Genomic DNA, 15,441 nt, shown 5'->3' with positions numbered 1-15,441 from the left:
TGCAGGTAGATGACCAGGTCGGGCGTAGGTATGTGCTCGCGGAAGGCGTTGTAGTAACGGTTGTAGACGTCGAGTTCGGCGTCGGTCAGGTTGATGCAGGCGAACAGCTTGTCCTTCTCGAAGATGTAATCGGCCACGATGGTCTTACGCGCGTTGGGTCCCGCCTCCAGGCCGCGCAGTTGCTCATAGCGCTGCACCAGGAACGACATCTGCGCCTGGAAGGCGGCGCCGGGCTCGCCTTCGTAAAAGGCGGTGAGGAAGCGGTTGTCCTCGGGCTCAGCCACGCGTTGGGCGTGCAACCGCTCCGCGATGATGCGGGCCAGCGTGCTCTTGCCGACCCGGATGGGTCCCTCCACAGCGATGTACCGGGGCAGCTCGAAGAAGTTGGCCATGAGTCCCTGAAGCGCGAGACAGTCCGCAGCATAGCCCGGCTCCCGCACCTGCACAATTGCGGAATCAGTAAACCTCTTGATTGATGTGGTTATGTCGTGATTCGGCCATGTCGTCATCGGCAATGCACGCCCCTCTTGCAGATGACCCGATGACTCGATGACCACAGGACCACATTGCAGTAGGTACAATCTCTCCCCATGCTGGAAGCTCTGGCCGGAGCCGGTGTCAGCGCGGCGGCGATGTTCGGTCTCTACGCCTCGCTCGCGCCGCGGACGCGGCTTTGCGGCCCGGTCTTCTACGGCAACGGTCGCGGCTCCCGCCAACTCGCTCTGACCTTCGACGACGGTCCCAACGACCCGCACACGCTGCGCCTGCTGGAGGTCCTGGCGCGCGAGAACGTGCGGGCGACGTTCTTCCTGATCGGCATGCACGTCGAGAAGCGGCCGGACATCGTGCGGGAAATCCTCGGCGCCGGCCACGCCATCGGCAACCATACCCAGACCCACCCGCGGCTGGCCTTCCTTCCTTCCGCGCGCGTGGCGCACGAGCTGGCAGGCTGCCAGAAGGCGATCGAGCAGGCGGCCGGTTGGCGCGCTACCGTGTTCCGTCCTCCGTACGGATTGAAGCGGCCGGACGTGGTCACCACGGCGCGCTCGCTCGGCCTGGCCACGGTGACCTGGAGCGTGCTGGGCTATGACTGGTACGGCACCACCGCCGACAGCGTCGAACGCCACATCCGCCGGCAGGTGCGCGGCGGCGACGTCATCGTGCTGCACGACGGCTCGCACCGCCGCATGGGAGCCGATCGCGCGCACTCGGTCGAAGCTGCGCGGCGCATCGTCCCGCACTATAAGAGCCAAGGATTTGAGTTCGTCACCGTGCCGGAGATGATGGCGGGCTCCGCGTCGAATTCCTCTTAGCTCTTCTTCGCCCGTTGCTCCCGGCTCATCTCTGCGAACACGTGCAGCGCCGCCTCGATGGTCTGGCTGACGTCGTCGTCGGTGTGGGCGCCGCTGAGGAATGCGGCTTCGAACTGCGACGGCGGAAGATACACGCCCTCGTCGAGCATGCCGCGATGGAAGCGGCCATAGAGCGCGGCATCCGCTTGCTGGGCGGTGGCCCAGTCGCGTACCTCGGTGTTGGTGAAAAACCAGGTAAACATGGAGCCCGCCTGGTTGTGGGTCAGCGCGATGCCGTTCTGCTGCGCCGCCTCCGTCACGCCCGCCACCAGTTGCCGCGTCAGGTCTTCCAGGCCGGTGTAGAAGGTGCGGCGATGCTCCTGCAGATAGCGCAGCGTTGCCAGGCCTGCAGCCATGGCCAGCGGATTGCCGGAGAGTGTTCCCGCCTGGTACACCGGCCCCAGCGGCGCCACCAGGTCCATCATCTCCGCCGGGCCGCCGTAGGCGCCCACCGGCAGGCCGCCGCCGATGATCTTGCCCAGCGTGGTCATGTCCGGCACCACGCCGTAGCGTCCCTGGGCTCCACCCCAGGCCAGCCGGAAGCCGGTCATCACTTCATCGAAGATGAGCAGCGCCCCGTGGCGCGAGGTGATGTAGCGCAGCGCGTCCAGGTATCCAGGCGCGGGCTTCACTACGCCCATGTTGCCCACCACCGGCTCTACGATGACGCAGGCGATCTCCCCCGGCAGCCGCCGGAAGGCGTCCTGCAGCGCCTCCACGTTGTTGAAAGGAAGCGCCAGCGTGAACTGCGCGATGAACTCCGGTACGCCCGCCGAGCCCGGAATGCCCAGCGTGGCCACTCCCGAGCCCGCCTTCACCAGCAGCGAATCGGCATGTCCGTGGTAGCAGCCTTCGAATTTGATCACGTACTTGCGCCCGGTGAAGGCGCGGGCCACGCGGATGGCGGACATGGTCGCTTCGGTGCCCGAATTGACGAAGCGGATCTTCTCGATCGACGGCATGGCCTCGGTGACCAGGTCCGCCAGCGCGGCCTCCGCCGGCGTGGAGGCGCCGAAGCTGGTGCCGTTGCGCGCCGCCAACTCGACCTCCGCCACCACGCGAGGCTCGGCGTGGCCCAGGATCAGCGGCCCCCAGGAGCCCAGGTAATCGAGATACTCGTTGTCGTCGGCGTCCCAGACGCGCGCCCCGCGGCCGCGCACCAGGAAGGGCGGCTCGCCACCCACCGCCAGGAAAGCGCGCACCGGTGAGCTCACGCCGCCGGGCATCAGCGCCTCGGCCTTCTTCTGCAGTTCGCGGGAGCGGTCCAGCTTGCGGGGCATGGGACCTCGGGAAAGGCCAGTACTATACCAGACGGTTCCCGCGCGGCTGTTAGAATGAACTTCGCATGATTCTTCCCTTCGTCCGCCAGCTCTTTGCGGACGTGGAAAAGCTGGACGCCCTGGCGCGCGCCATACCCCACCTCCGGGCCGGCGCGGGGCGGATAAGTGTCTCCGGCCTCACCCCCACCGCTAAAGCCCTCTATCTGGCGCTGCTTCACCACCGGCTGATGCGACCGCTGGTGGCCGTGGTAGGCAACAATCACGCCGCGGAAGACCTGGCTCCGGTGCTGCGCGCCTTCTGCGAGTTGACGGGCGCGGCAGATCCGCAGTCGGTGCTGGTCCTGCCCGCTTATGACGCCCTGCCCTATGACAATCTCTCGCCCCACCCGGAGATCCAGGAGCAGCGCGCGGCTACGCTATGGAAGATCGCCAGCGGCGAGGCATCCATCGTCATTGTGCCGGTGGCCGCCGCCGCCATGCGCCTGCGCTCTGCGGAGTACTACGCCGGGCTGGGTCGCGTGCTGCGCCGCGGCGAAGCGCTGGATATCCAGGCGCTGACCGAGCACCTGAACGAGGTCGGCTACGCCCCCGCCGACCTGGTGGAGATGCCCGGCGAATACGCCGTGCGGGGCGGCATCCTGGACGTCTATTCGCCGGAGGCCGACCGCCCGGTGCGGGTGGAGTTCTTCGGCGATGAGATCGAGTCCATTCGCAAGTTCGAGCCGGCCTCGCAACGGTCCTCTGCCCCGCTCGACCAGGCCCTGCTTCTGCCGCTCACCGAGACCCCGGTCCGGCAGGAGATGCTCGCCGCCATCCACGCCCGGCTCTCCGGCAGGCGGGTGGCCGGAGCCGAGGTCACCCTCGAACGGGCCATGGCCGCTACCGGCGTGACCGTCTTCCCCGGCTGGGAGCTCTATGCCCCGCTTTCCGGCAGCGAAGGTACGCTGCTGGACCTCCTCCCCGCGTCTGTGGTCATGGTCGATGAGCCCGCCCTCATGCGGTCGGAACTCGAGCACTGGTGGGAGAGAGTCGAGGCCGCCCACGAACGCAGCGGGGTGGGCCGGCTGGCGCCCCCGGAAGAGCTGTATCTGCCGCCGGAACAGCTTGTACCGCTTGTTGACAGCCAGCCCGGCGGCGCGCTGGAGCACTTGGGCATCGAGAGCTCGGGAGAACAACTACAATTGTCGTTGTTGTCCCAGCCCGCGCCCCGTTTCCACGGCTCCATCCCCTCGATGGTGGAGGAGGTAAAGCGCCTTACGGCGGAAGGCCAGCACGTGGTCTTCGCCGCTCCCAATGCGGGCGAGGTGGAGCGTATCGCCGAGGTCCTGGCGGAGTATGGTCTCCCCTATCGCCTGGGCTCCCGCACCGGCTCCGGCAGCGAAACCTGGCTGGAGGAGAGCGGCTACCTGGCGGAAGATCTCACTACTACAACAGTAGTTAAAGCTTCGATTCCTGATGGCGCCATCCTGCCCGGCGCGGCCCTGGCCCTGTTCGGGGCCCGCGACCTGTTCGACGAGTCGGAAACCGTCATTGCGCAACCGGTTCGCCGCAAGTCCAAGGTCTCCGCGTTCCTCTCTGACTTCCGCGACCTGGCGGTGGGCGACTACGTGGTCCACGTGGAGCACGGCATCGGGCGCTACCTGGGCCTGAAGGAGATCGCCCATGGCGACTCCGCCGCGGAGTTCATGGTGCTGGAGTACGCCGAGGGCGCCAAGCTCTATGTGCCGCTCACCCGGCTGGACCTGGTGCAGAAGTACCGCTCGGCGGAGGGCGCCGCACCGCCGCTGGCGCGCCTGGGCAGCGCCGCCTGGACGCGCACCAAGGCCCGGGTCAGGAAGGCCATGCAGGAGATGGCCGACGAGCTGCTCAAGCTCTATGCCCAGCGCCGTGCCGCTGCGGGCCACTCCTTCCCGGCCGACAGCGAATGGCAACGCGAGTTCGAGGACGCCTTCGAGCACAGCGAGACGGAAGACCAGGAACAGGCCGTCGTGGACGTCAAGCGCGACATGCAGTCCACCCAGCCCATGGATCGCCTGCTGTGCGGCGACGTGGGCTACGGCAAGACCGAGGTCGCCATGCGCGCCGCCTTTAAGGCCGTGGGCGACAACAAACAGGTGGTGGTGCTGGCGCCCACCACCGTGCTCGTCTTCCAGCACTATGAAACCTTCCGCCAACGCTTCGCTGCCTTTCCCATCGCGGTCGAAATGCTCAGCCGCTTCCGCACCGCCAAGCAGCAGAAGGAGATCCTGGCGCGCGTCGAGGCCGGCAAGGTGGATATCGTCATCGGCACCCACCGGCTGCTCTCCGGCGATGTGCACTTCCCGAATCTCGGCCTGGTGATCGTGGATGAAGAACAGCGCTTCGGCGTCCGCCATAAGGAACGGCTGAAGCAGCTCAAGAAGGAAGTGGATGTCCTGACCATGTCGGCCACACCCATCCCCCGCACCCTGCACATGTCGCTGGTCGGCTTGCGGGACATGAGCGTGATCGAGACTCCGCCGCGCGACCGCATAGCCATCCAGACCGTGGTGGCCGCCTTCGACGAGCCGCTCATTCGCACCGCCATCGAGCATGAGCTGGAGCGCGGCGGCCAGGTCTATTTCGTCCACAACCGTGTGGACACCATTTACGAAATGGCGGCCCGCATCCAGGAGCTGGCCCCGCGAGCCCGGGTGCTGGTGGGACATGGACAGATGTCGGAGAACGAACTGGAAAAGGTCATGCTCCGCTTCATGCGCCACGACGCCGACGTGCTGGTCTCCACCACCATCATCGAAAACGGCCTGGACATCCCCTTGTGCAACACCATCCTCATTCATCGCGCCGATCGTTTCGGCCTGGCCGATCTTTATCAGCTTCGCGGACGCGTGGGCCGTTCCAACCGGCGTGCCTATGCCTACCTGCTGGTGCCCGGCGGGGATGAACTCACCCCGGTTGCCCGGCGCCGCCTTGCCGCTCTCAAGGAGTTCTCCGACCTGGGCGCCGGGTTCAAGCTGGCGGCGCTCGACCTGGAGCTGCGGGGTGCCGGCAACCTGCTGGGCGCGGAGCAGAGCGGCCACGTCGAAGCCGTGGGCTTCGAGCTCTACACCCAGATGCTGGAGACGACGGTGCGCGAACTGCAAGGGCAGGAAGCGCCACGCGCGCCCGCCGAGACCCAGATCAACCTGGGCCTGCCCATCCGCATTTCGCCGGAATACATTCCGGATGAGAACCAGCGTCTGCGCATGTACAAGCGCGTGGCCGGTGTAGAGTCGGAATCCCAGCTTGCCGATGTGCGCGCCGAACTGGCCGACCGCTACGGCCCGCTTCCGCCCGCTGTCGGCCATTTGCTGGAGTACGCCGCATTACGCCTCGTGGCCGCCGGCCAGGGCGTGACCATGATCGAGCGCCGCCGCCACGAAGTGCAGTTGCACTTCTCCCCTGCCGCCAACATCGATCCAGGCCGCCTGGCCCGTTTCGTCGCTGGTGAACGCGGGGCGCAGTTTACGCCGGCCGGCATCCTGAAATTCCCGCTCAAGTCCACACAGGCCGCGGAAGTCTTGGCGCGTCTAAGAGACCTGTTGCTGCACCTCGCCGCCGGTGAAGCTGCTTCCGGAAAGGCGCGAGATACACTCACCACTACGGAGAAAGCATGAAGACTCGCTGGATGTTGCTGCTGCTGTTCGCGCTGCCTCTAACAGGGATGCCCACGGCCATGGCCGACGGCGGCCCCCAACCGCTGGCCTTGCTGGATCAGTACTTCACGATTCGATTCCAGCACCATCCTACCGAAGCCACGGCAGCGGGTTTCCATGAATACGACTCGCAGCTCGAGGATTACAGTCAGGAAGGGGTACGAGCTGAGATCCGGGACCTTCGTCTTTTGCTCACCCAGTTCGAGAAGTGGGATCCGGCACAGCTCCAGCCCGTAGATGCCGCCGACCGCGAAATGGCGATTTCGCTCATCCGCGGCCGTCTTCTCGAGCTGGAATCGATCCGCAGGTGGGAAAAGAATCCGGACAGCTACGCCAACGGCATCAGCTATGCCGTGTTCGTGATCATGAGCCGCGACTACGCCCCCCAGGCGGAGCGCCTGCGCGCCGTGACGGCGCGCTTGCGCAAGATGCCGGCCGTGTTCGACGCGGCCCGCGCCAATCTGAAGAATCCGCCGCGCATCTACACCGAGATCGCCCTGCAGCAAGCTCCGGGCATCATCGGGTTTTTCAGCGACGATGTGCCCAAGGCTTTTGCCGAAGTGAGAGACGAAGCCCTGCTGGCGGAATTCCGCCAGGCCAACCGTAAAGTGATCGAGGCGCTGAGCGCCTACGAGAAATTCCTGCGCGAAGACCTGCTGCCCCGCTCCCACGGCGACTTTCGCATCGGCGCGGAGAACTTCCGCCAAAAATTGCTCTACGAGGAGATGATGGACACGCCGCTGGAGCGCTTGCTGGAGGTCGGCTACGCCGATCTGCGGCGCAACCAGCAGTGGTTCCGCGAGACGGCCGCGCGCATCGATGCCTCACGGCCGCCGCAGGAAGTGCTGGCCGAGCTGGGCAAGGACCATCCTGCGCCCGCCGCCCTGCTGGACGCTTTCCGCGGCACGCTCGCCGGCCTTCAGGAATTCCTCACCAGCAACAAGATTGTGACCATCCCCTCGCCGGTCGAGCCCATCCTGCAGGAAACGCCGCCCTTCGCCCGCGCGCTCACCTTCGCTTCCATGGACACGCCCGGCGCCTTTGAGACCAAGGCCACCGAAGCCTACTTCAATGTCACGCTTCCCGATAAGGCCTGGTCGGCCAAGGAAGTGGAAGACCACATGTCGTTCTTCAACCGCAACACCATCATTGCGACGTCGGTGCATGAAGCCTATCCCGGCCACTACCTGCAGGGACTGTGGACGGGCCGTGCGCCCACGCGCTTCCGCAAGCTGCTGTGGACCACCGCCGCCTTTGCCGGCTCGAACTCCGAGGGCTGGGCCCACTATGCGGAGCAGATGATGCTCGACGAAGGCTACGGCAACAACGACCCGAAACTCCGCCTGGGCCAGTTGCAGGCAGCCCTGCTGCGCAATTGCCGGTTCCTCGTCGGCCTCCAGATGCACACCGGCAAGATGACGTATGAGCAGGGCATCGAGTTCTTCGAGAAGGAAGGCTACCTCACGCACATCAATGCCGTACGCGAAACCAAGCGCGGCACCGCCGATCCTACCTACCTCATCTACACGCTGGGCAAGCTGGAGATCCTGAAACTGCGCGAAGAGTACCGCCAGCGACAAGGCGACCGCTTCACCATCGGCGCTTTCCACGACGCTTTCCTGGCCCAGGGGCCGGTGCCGCTGGTGGTCATCCGCCAGGCGCTGCTGGGAGAAGAAAAGGCTCCCGCGCAGGCTTTCTCGGCATTGGTGGACGACTTCATTGCCGCCTTCTTCCGTTCGAATCCCACCCCCGCGACCGTGGCCGGAATCCATGAGCACGACGGCCGCATCGAAGACTTCTCGCCCGCCGGCATCCAGGCCCAGGTCAGCGAACTCCGCAGCTTCGAGCGCCGTTTCGAACAGGTGAAGACCGCGACCGCCCTGGAAGCTACAGACCGCGATCTGGCCCTCAGCTTCATTCGCGCCTCCCTCTTGCGCCTGGAAGGCGTGCGCATGTGGCAGACGAATCCGGACGACTACTCCTCGCTCGCCAGCAACACCATCTTTGTTCTGATGAGCCGCGAATTCGCGCCGGTGGACGAGCGGATACGTTCCGCCACCGCCCGGTTGAGCGCCATTCCGCGCCTCCTGGAGCAGGCCCGCGCCAATCTGAAGAACCCGCCGCGCATCCACACCGAGACCGCGCTGCTGCAGCTGCCCGGCATCGTCAGCTTTTTTGAGAACGACGTGCCGGCCGCATTCGCCAGCGTCAAGGATCCGCAACTCATGGCCGACTTCCGGAACGCGAACCAGCAGGCCATTGCCGCGCTGCGCGACTACGAACGGTTCCTTCGCAAGGACCTGCTGCCGCGCTCCAAGGGCGACTTCCGCATCGGCGCCGACCTGTTCCGCAAGAAGCTGCTCTACGAAGAAATGGTGGATACGCCGCTCGACCAGTTGCTGGCCACTGCCTACGCCGACTTGCGCCGCAACCAGGCCGCGTTCGCCGAGACCGCCCGCCAGATCGATCCCGCGCGCTCGCCGCAAGAGGTGCTGGACGCGATCGAACGCGATCATCCGGCGCCCGGCCAGCTTCTGGATGCCGTCCGCAAGACCCTGGGCTCACTGCTCCAATTCGTCGTCGAACACCAGATCATCGGTGTGCCCTCCGGCCGCCACCTGCGCGTCGAAGAGACGCCGCCGTTCATGCGCGCCACCAGCTCCGCATCGCTCGATGCTTCCGGCGCTTTCGAGCAGCATGTGAATGAAGCCTTCTATCACGTCGCCTTGCCCGACCCGGCCGCCACGCCCGAGCAGGTCGAGAGCCACATGCGCAGCTTCAGCTTCGTGGGATTGGTGGGGACCTCCATTCACGAGGCCTATCCCGGCCATTTCACCCAGTACCTGTGGCAGGACAAGGCGCCGTCCAGGTTGCGGCTGTTTTTGGCCACGGATTTCAGCACTCTGGGTTTCGGCTTCGCCTGGACCAACGTCGAAGGCTGGGCTCACTACAGCGAGCAGATGTTGCTGGACGAGGGCTACGGGCGCAGCGGCGCCAACCCGGATGCGAACTTCCTGAAGCTACGCCTCTCCCAGCTCCAGGATGCCTTGCTGCGCAACGCCCGTTTCGTCGTGGGCATCGAGATGCACACCGGCAAGATGACCTACCAGCAAGGCGTTGAGTTCTTCCGCCGCGAAGCCTATCAGCCGCAAGTCAGCGCCGAGCGCGAGACCCGGCGCGGCACCTCCGACCCTACCTACCTGGTCTACACGCTGGGGAAACTGGAGATCCTCAAGCTGCGCGACGACTACAAGAAAGCCCGTGGCGAGCAATTCAGCCTGCACGAGTTCCACGACCGCTTCATGCAGCAGGGCAGTGTGCCGATTCCCGTGATTCGCAAGGCGCTGCTGCGTGAGGATTCACCATAGTGAGGCCGCAGCCCGCGCGGTTATAATCGCCCGTCGCGCCTATCATGCCGCCACGCATCCGCAAAGCCGTCTTTCCCGCCGCCGGCCTGGGCACGCGTTTCCTGCCCGCCACCAAGGCGCAGCCCAAGGAGATGCTGCCCTTGGTGGACAAACCCATCATCCAGTACGGCGTGGAGGAAGCCCTGGCCGCGGGCCTCGACCAGATCATCATCGTCACCGGCCGCGGCAAGAGCGCCATCGAGGACCATTTCGACACCAGCTACGAGCTGGAGCACATGCTGGAGCACCGCGGCAAGAACGACCTGCTGGGCATCGTCCGCCAGATTTCCGACATGATCCACGTGGCCTACGTCCGCCAGAAGGAACAACTCGGCCTTGGCCATGCCGTGCTCATGGCCAAGGAAATGGTTGGTAACGAGCCCTTTGCCGTGCTGCTGGCGGATGATGTCATCGATGCGCCTCGCCCCTGCCTGGCACAAATGGTGGACGCCTACAAGGAAACCGGTTGCTCGATAATTGCTACGCACGTAGTAGAAGGACCCGCCATTGCCGCCTATGGCGTACTGGACGCCAAGCCCACCGACGGGCGCTTTGCCGGACGCCTCTACGAAGTGCGCAACCTGGTAGAGAAGCCGCAGCCTAAGGAGGCGCCCTCGAACCTGGCGGTCATCGGCCGTTACGTTCTCACCCCAGCCATCTTCGACGCCCTGGAACGGACTCCGGCCGGCCGCCTGGGAGAGATCCAGCTCACCGACGCGATTCGCCTGTTGTTGGAGAAGGAAAAGGTCTACGGCTACGTCTTCGAAGGCAAGCGCTACGACACCGGCGATAAACTCGGTTTCCTGCAGGCCACTATCGAACTGGCTCTCAAGCGTGCTGACTTGGGCGCCGACCTCCGCGCCTGGCTCAAGGGACTGAAGCTGTAGCCCGCTATTTCATCGCACCCGTCATCAGGAAATCGTGCTGCCAGTCCTGCTTGTAGCCCGCCTGGCGGAGAGCGGTGGCGATCTGCGCCCAGTGGCGGACGCCGTGCAGCAGCACGTGCACCAGCAGCTTCTGCCGGGTGCAGGTGAACGTGCCCGCGCTGCGCGTCTCAAACGTGATGGTCTCCTTCAGGACGGAATTCGTGGCTCCGGCCAGGAACGAGGTCAGTTTCATGCGCGCCTCGTCGCCCAGCCGGAAAATGGCGTCGAGCGAATCCCTGCGCAGTTCTTCGGGCGACGCGGCCGGCTCCCCCAGCAGGCGCTGCGCGTGCCGATACTCAACCGCGCAAATGTGCCAGACGAGCCCCTTCACGGTGGCGGTGTCACCCGTTCCCACCGGCACTTCCAGCGCCTTGGGTGGCTGCGTTCGCAGCCATTTCTCCCACTTCTGTGTTTCTTCTTCCTCGTATTCGATCAGCTTGTCAAAGGCCAGCCCCGCGATCTCTGACATCGGTCGCTCCCTTGCTTCCTAAGTAACGGCTTTCAGTTTCGCCGATTTCTCCTCCACGCTGCGCGCCAGCTTCAGCTTGTACGCGTTCAGCTTCTTGGCCAAAGGAGCGCTGCCCAGCGCCAGGATCTGAGCCGCCAGCACCGCAGCGTTGGTCGCGCCCGCCTTGCCGATCGCCACCGTCGCGACCGGGATGCCGGCCGGCATCTGCACCGTCGCCAGCAACGAATCCAATCCCTGCAGCGTGGTCGACGGGATGGGGACGCCGATCACCGGCAGCGTGGTATGGGCGGCCACGACGCCCGCCAGGTGGGCGGCGCCGCCGGCGCCCGCAATGATCACCTTCAACCCGCGCCGCGCCGCGCCCTGGGCGAACTCCGCCGTGCGCGCCGGGGAGCGGTGCGCCGAGGTCACGTCCATCTCGTAGGCGATACCGAATTCCTGCAGCACCTTGGCCGCCTCGCTCATGAACTCGAGGTCGGAATCACTGCCCATCACGATCGCTACTTGCGCTTTTTTCATCGGTTTTCGTGTCTCGTTCTTCCCGTTTCAACTCGCCCCACCCGGCAACTACGCCTTCAAACGCAAGGCCCTTGCCCCGATGTCCTTGCGGTAGTGCATGCCCTCGAAGTGAATCTTGCCCGCGGCTTCATATGCGCGCTCTACCGCGCCCTCCAGATCGGGGGCGTGGGCGCAAACGTTCAGCACCCGCCCGCCTGCCGTGAAGTAGCTGCCATCACGCTGCACCGTACCGGCATGGAAGATCTTGACGCCCTCGACCTTCCCCGCGTCCTCCAGGCCCTCAATGTGTTTGCCGCTCTGGTAGCTGCCCGGGTAACCCTCAGAGGCTAACACTACACATGTAGTCGCCCCACTGGACCAGCGCAGATCGCCTTCGCTCACCCGCCCTTCCACGGACGCGATAAACGCGCCCAGCAGGTCGCTCTCCAGCCGCATCAGGATGGCTTGCGTCTCCGGGTCCCCGAAGCGGCAGTTGAACTCCAGCACCATGGGCCCGCGCGCGGTCATCATCAGCCCGCAATACAGGATGCCGCGGTATTCGGCCTCCTCCGCCTTCATGCCTTCGATCACCGGCCGGGCCACGTGGTTGAGAAGCCAGTCGCCCATGTGCGGATCGAGCAGGCTGGGCGTCGAGTAGGCCCCCATGCCGCCGGTATTGGGACCGGTATCGCCATCGCCCACGCGCTTATGGTCCTGCGCGGCAACCAGGGGCGCGACACGCTCCCCATCGGAAAGCACCAGGAACGAGAGTTCTTCGCCCTCCAGGCACTCTTCCAGCACGACCCGCACCCCCGCCTCGCCCAGGCGTTCGCCGCTCAGCATCTCCGTCGCGACGCTCATGGCCTCTTCCTTGCTGGGAGCAATGACCACTCCCTTGCCGGCCGCCAGGCCGTCGGCCTTGACCACGATGGGGGGATGAAAATGGGGCAGCGCGTCCTTCACGTCCGAAGTCGAAAGGCAAATGGCGTAGTGCGCGGTCGGGATCTTCACCCGCTGCATGAACTCTTTGGCGAAGCTCTTGCTCGATTCCAGCCGCGCCGCTTCCCGCGTGGGCCCGAAGATACGCCAGCCGCGTCCCTGGAACTCGTCCACCACGCCTCGCGCCAGCGGCAGTTCCGGCCCCACGACCGTAAGGTCCGGACGGACCTTCTGAGCCACCTGCGCCAGCGCCTCCACCGAGCCCGCGTCCACGGGCACGCATTCGGCTTCCTGGGCGATGCCGCCGTTGCCCGGCGCGCAGATCACTTCGGTAACTTTCGGCGACTGCCGCAGCTTCCACACCAGTGCGTGCTCGCGACCGCCGCCGCCGATGACCAGGACTCGCATATCCGGTTAGATGGGGAATCAAAAGAGTAGGTTCCGTCGGGCAGTAAGTCAATCGCCGGCTCGCGCGACTCGGTACTCGCTAGCTCGTATAATGCCCTTTCCGTGATTACTGTCTCCAAAGAGGACTATCTCAAGGCGATCCTGGAAGCCGAGAGCGAGGGCCAGACCGTCATTTCCGCCACCCTGGCCCACTGGCTGGATGTTTCCGCTCCCGCGGTCACCATGGCTCTGCGTCGCCTGCGCAAGGACGGTCTGGTGCGCGTCCAGAAAGACGGACGCGTGCAGCTCACCGCCGCCGGCCGCGAGATCGCGCAGCGCACCGCCGAACGGCATCACCTCATCGAGCGCATGCTCTCCGAGGTTTTCGGCATGGAGTGGCACAAGGTGCATGACGAAGCCGAGCGCCTGGAGCACGCCGTCTCCGCCGATTTCGAGCTCAAGCTCGCTCAGAAGCTGGGCCGCGGCGGCGTGTGTCCGCATGGCAACCCGGTCACCCCGGAGAACCCGGCCGCCCGCCGTCGCCGCGGATTGAAGCTGCTTTCCGAAGCTGCCCCCGGCGCCTACACCGTCTCCAGCGTGTACGAGCGCGACCGCAACCTACTCGAGTTCCTGGAGCAGCGCGGCATCCGTCCCGGGGTCCGCCTCAAGGTGCTCGCCCGCAACTATGACCAGACCCTGACCGTCATCGCCGGCTCGGCCCGCATCTCCATCGGCGGCCCGGTAGCGGAGAAAGTCTGGGTCACCACGGCCCACGCCTAGCGTCCGCTCCGGGTCCTTCCAAGCGAAGCCAGGAATTTCCCGGCCCCTCACACGTCCTTGTGATGAATCACAGGTAACACTTGCCAATTAACCTAGGTTAAATAGAGAATTATTGCCGTGGTTGATTCCGCCCCTCCGTTCGGAAGCCACCGCACAAGCGTATGAGCACCCGCCCTTGGCGCTTCGAAGCCGAGTCCCCCAGCCTGCCTGAGGTCTATCGCAGCCTGCCGGTGGCGCGTACCGCCAGCTTCTGGCGCAAGATGCTGGCCTTTGCCGGGCCGGGGTATCTGGTGGCCGTCGGCTACATGGATCCCGGCAACTGGGCCACCGACCTAGCCGCCGGCTCGCGCTTCAACTACACCCTGCTCTCGGTCATCATGCTCTCCAACCTGATGGCCATCCTCCTGCAGAGCCTGGCCGTCAAGCTGGGCATCGTCACCGGGCGCGACCTCGCCCAGGCCTGCCGCGACCACTACTCCAAGCCCGTCTCCTTCGGCCTGTGGGTGCTGTGCGAGGTCGCCATCGCCGCCTGCGACCTGGCCGAAGTCATCGGCTCGGCCATTGCGCTGGAACTGCTGTTCGGCATCCCTCTGATCTGGGGTGTGTGTCTCACCGCCCTCGACGTGCTGTTGGTCCTGTTCCTGCAGAACCGCGGCTTCCGTTACATCGAGGCGCTGGTCATCTCGCTCATCAGCGTGGTGGGCTTCTGCTTTGGGCTGGAGATCATCTTCTCCCGCCCCGAGATCCGCGAGATCGCCCGCGGCTTCTTCATTCCCTCGCCCCAGATCGTCACCAACCCGGAGATGCTCTACATCGCCATCGGCATCCTGGGCGCTACGGTGATGCCGCACAATCTCTACCTGCACTCCTCCATCGTGCAGACGCGCAATTTCGAGCGCACCCGCGAAGGCATGCGCGAAGCCATCAAGTTCTCCACTCTGGATTCGACCATCGCGCTGATGTTCGCGCTGTTCGTCAACGCCGCCATCCTCATCGTCTCCGCCGCCACCTTCCATCGCAACGGCTACAGCGAAGTCGCCGAGATCGGCCAGGCCCACCAGCTCCTCACGCCCGTGCTGGGCGTGGTGAGCGCCAGCACCCTGTTCGCTCTCGCCCTGCTGGCTTCCGGCCAGAACTCCACCCTCACCGGCACGCTCGCCGGGCAGATCGTGATGGAAGGCTTCCTGCGCATCCGCCTCAAGCCCTGGCTGCGCCGCCTCATCACCCGCATGGTGGCCATTGTGCCGGCCGTCCTGGTGACCTTCTATTACGGAGAAAGCGGCACCGCCCGCCTGCTGGTCCTGAGCCAGGTGATCCTCAGCATGCAGTTGAGCTTCGCCGTCTTTCCGCTGGTCATGTTCACCAGCGACAAGCTGAAGATGGGCGAGTTCGTGAACCCCGGCTGGGTCAAGACTCTCTCCTGGATGGTGGCCGTCGTCATCGCCGCCCTCAACGCCTGGCTGCTCGTGCAGACCTTCCGCATGTGGATGGCAGGCTAGCGCGCCGAAAACCGGGCACCCTAGTCCCGAGATAAGGTCATTGCTTTTCGGCTGGCGTCGTAGACCGATGGTCGATATCGGACGCGGATCGGATCGTCTACGTCACCCACGGTATCGCCATCCTGGATTACGTTGCCTGAACTCAGGAGGTAGTTGGCAAGGTCATATATCTGCGAAACCTCTTCCATCGTCGGCTTCGATACGTTCTCCATCTCGATTTCTCGGTGCCC

General features: G+C 65.1%; 12 protein-coding genes. 6 read left to right on the top strand and 6 right to left on the bottom strand.

All coding sequences use genetic code 11. The features are described from left to right. Positions 1-392: deoxynucleoside kinase (locus VLE48_15105; protein HSA94340.1), on the bottom strand; the 392-nt coding region annotated here is incomplete at its 3' end. A gap of 198 nt (positions 393-590) precedes the next feature. Between VLE48_15105 and VLE48_15100 the strand changes: the two genes are divergently transcribed. After that, complete coding sequence (locus VLE48_15100) at positions 591-1,313, top strand: polysaccharide deacetylase family protein (protein HSA94339.1); 723 nt, start codon at positions 591-593, stop codon at positions 1,311-1,313. On the opposite strand, the gene hemL is transcribed toward VLE48_15100, so the two are convergent. After that, positions 1,310-2,632 (bottom strand): glutamate-1-semialdehyde 2,1-aminomutase, encoded by a 1,323-nt coding sequence (gene hemL, locus VLE48_15095; protein ID HSA94338.1) that lies wholly within the window; start codon positions 2,630-2,632, stop codon positions 1,310-1,312. The two genes, VLE48_15100 and hemL, sit on opposite strands and share 4 nt — an antisense overlap. Before the next feature lie 65 nt (positions 2,633-2,697). On the opposite strand from hemL, the gene mfd reads away from it, so the two are divergent. Genes mfd through galU form a run of 3 tightly spaced genes read left to right on the top strand, consistent with a single transcriptional unit; the run spans position 2,698 to position 10,600 of the window. Beyond that, positions 2,698-6,267, top strand: a complete 3,570-nt coding sequence (gene mfd / locus VLE48_15090; protein ID HSA94337.1) for a transcription-repair coupling factor — start codon at positions 2,698-2,700, stop codon at positions 6,265-6,267. Then, positions 6,264-9,674: a DUF885 domain-containing protein gene (locus VLE48_15085; protein ID HSA94336.1), complete on the top strand. Its 3,411-nt coding sequence runs from the start codon at positions 6,264-6,266 to the stop codon at positions 9,672-9,674. Before mfd ends, VLE48_15085 begins: the two co-directional genes overlap by 4 nt. 44 nt (positions 9,675-9,718) lie before the next feature. Continuing rightward, on the top strand, positions 9,719-10,600 hold the full coding sequence (galU, locus tag VLE48_15080) for a UTP--glucose-1-phosphate uridylyltransferase GalU (protein HSA94335.1): 882 nt from the start codon (positions 9,719-9,721) through the stop codon (positions 10,598-10,600). 4 nt (positions 10,601-10,604) lie between these two features. Here galU and VLE48_15075 read toward each other — a convergent pair whose 3' ends face one another. From VLE48_15075 to purD, 3 genes are read right to left on the bottom strand one after another with little or no spacing between them, the layout of a single operon-like run. Continuing rightward, positions 10,605-11,108, bottom strand: coding sequence for a DinB family protein (locus tag VLE48_15075; GenBank protein ID HSA94334.1), 504 nt, complete (start codon positions 11,106-11,108; stop codon positions 10,605-10,607). An 18-nt stretch (positions 11,109-11,126) separates the two neighbouring features. After that, positions 11,127-11,627 (bottom strand): 5-(carboxyamino)imidazole ribonucleotide mutase, encoded by a 501-nt coding sequence (gene purE, locus VLE48_15070; protein ID HSA94333.1) that lies wholly within the window; start codon positions 11,625-11,627, stop codon positions 11,127-11,129. A 48-nt stretch (positions 11,628-11,675) separates the two neighbouring features. Continuing rightward, positions 11,676-12,953: a phosphoribosylamine--glycine ligase gene (gene purD / locus VLE48_15065; protein HSA94332.1), complete on the bottom strand. Its 1,278-nt coding sequence runs from the start codon at positions 12,951-12,953 to the stop codon at positions 11,676-11,678. Positions 12,954-13,055: 102 nt separating this feature from the next. Here purD and VLE48_15060 point away from each other — a divergent pair, with 102 nt between their 5' ends. Then, positions 13,056-13,712 (top strand): metal-dependent transcriptional regulator, encoded by a 657-nt coding sequence (locus tag VLE48_15060; protein HSA94331.1) that lies wholly within the window; start codon positions 13,056-13,058, stop codon positions 13,710-13,712. Between the two features lie 161 nt (positions 13,713-13,873). Next, complete coding sequence (locus VLE48_15055) at positions 13,874-15,211, top strand: Nramp family divalent metal transporter (GenBank protein HSA94330.1); 1,338 nt, start codon at positions 13,874-13,876, stop codon at positions 15,209-15,211. A 20-nt stretch (positions 15,212-15,231) separates the two neighbouring features. Here the strand turns inward: VLE48_15055 and VLE48_15050 are convergent. Further along, positions 15,232-15,441 (bottom strand): DUF4261 domain-containing protein (locus VLE48_15050; GenBank protein ID HSA94329.1); only part of this gene is annotated, 210 nt, incomplete at its 5' end.

The sequence above is a fragment of the Terriglobales bacterium genome (genome assembly GCA_035454605.1).
Lineage (GTDB): Bacteria > Acidobacteriota > Terriglobia > Terriglobales > Acidobacteriaceae > DATMAB01.
This window is presented reverse-complemented; position numbering and strand designations above follow the sequence as displayed.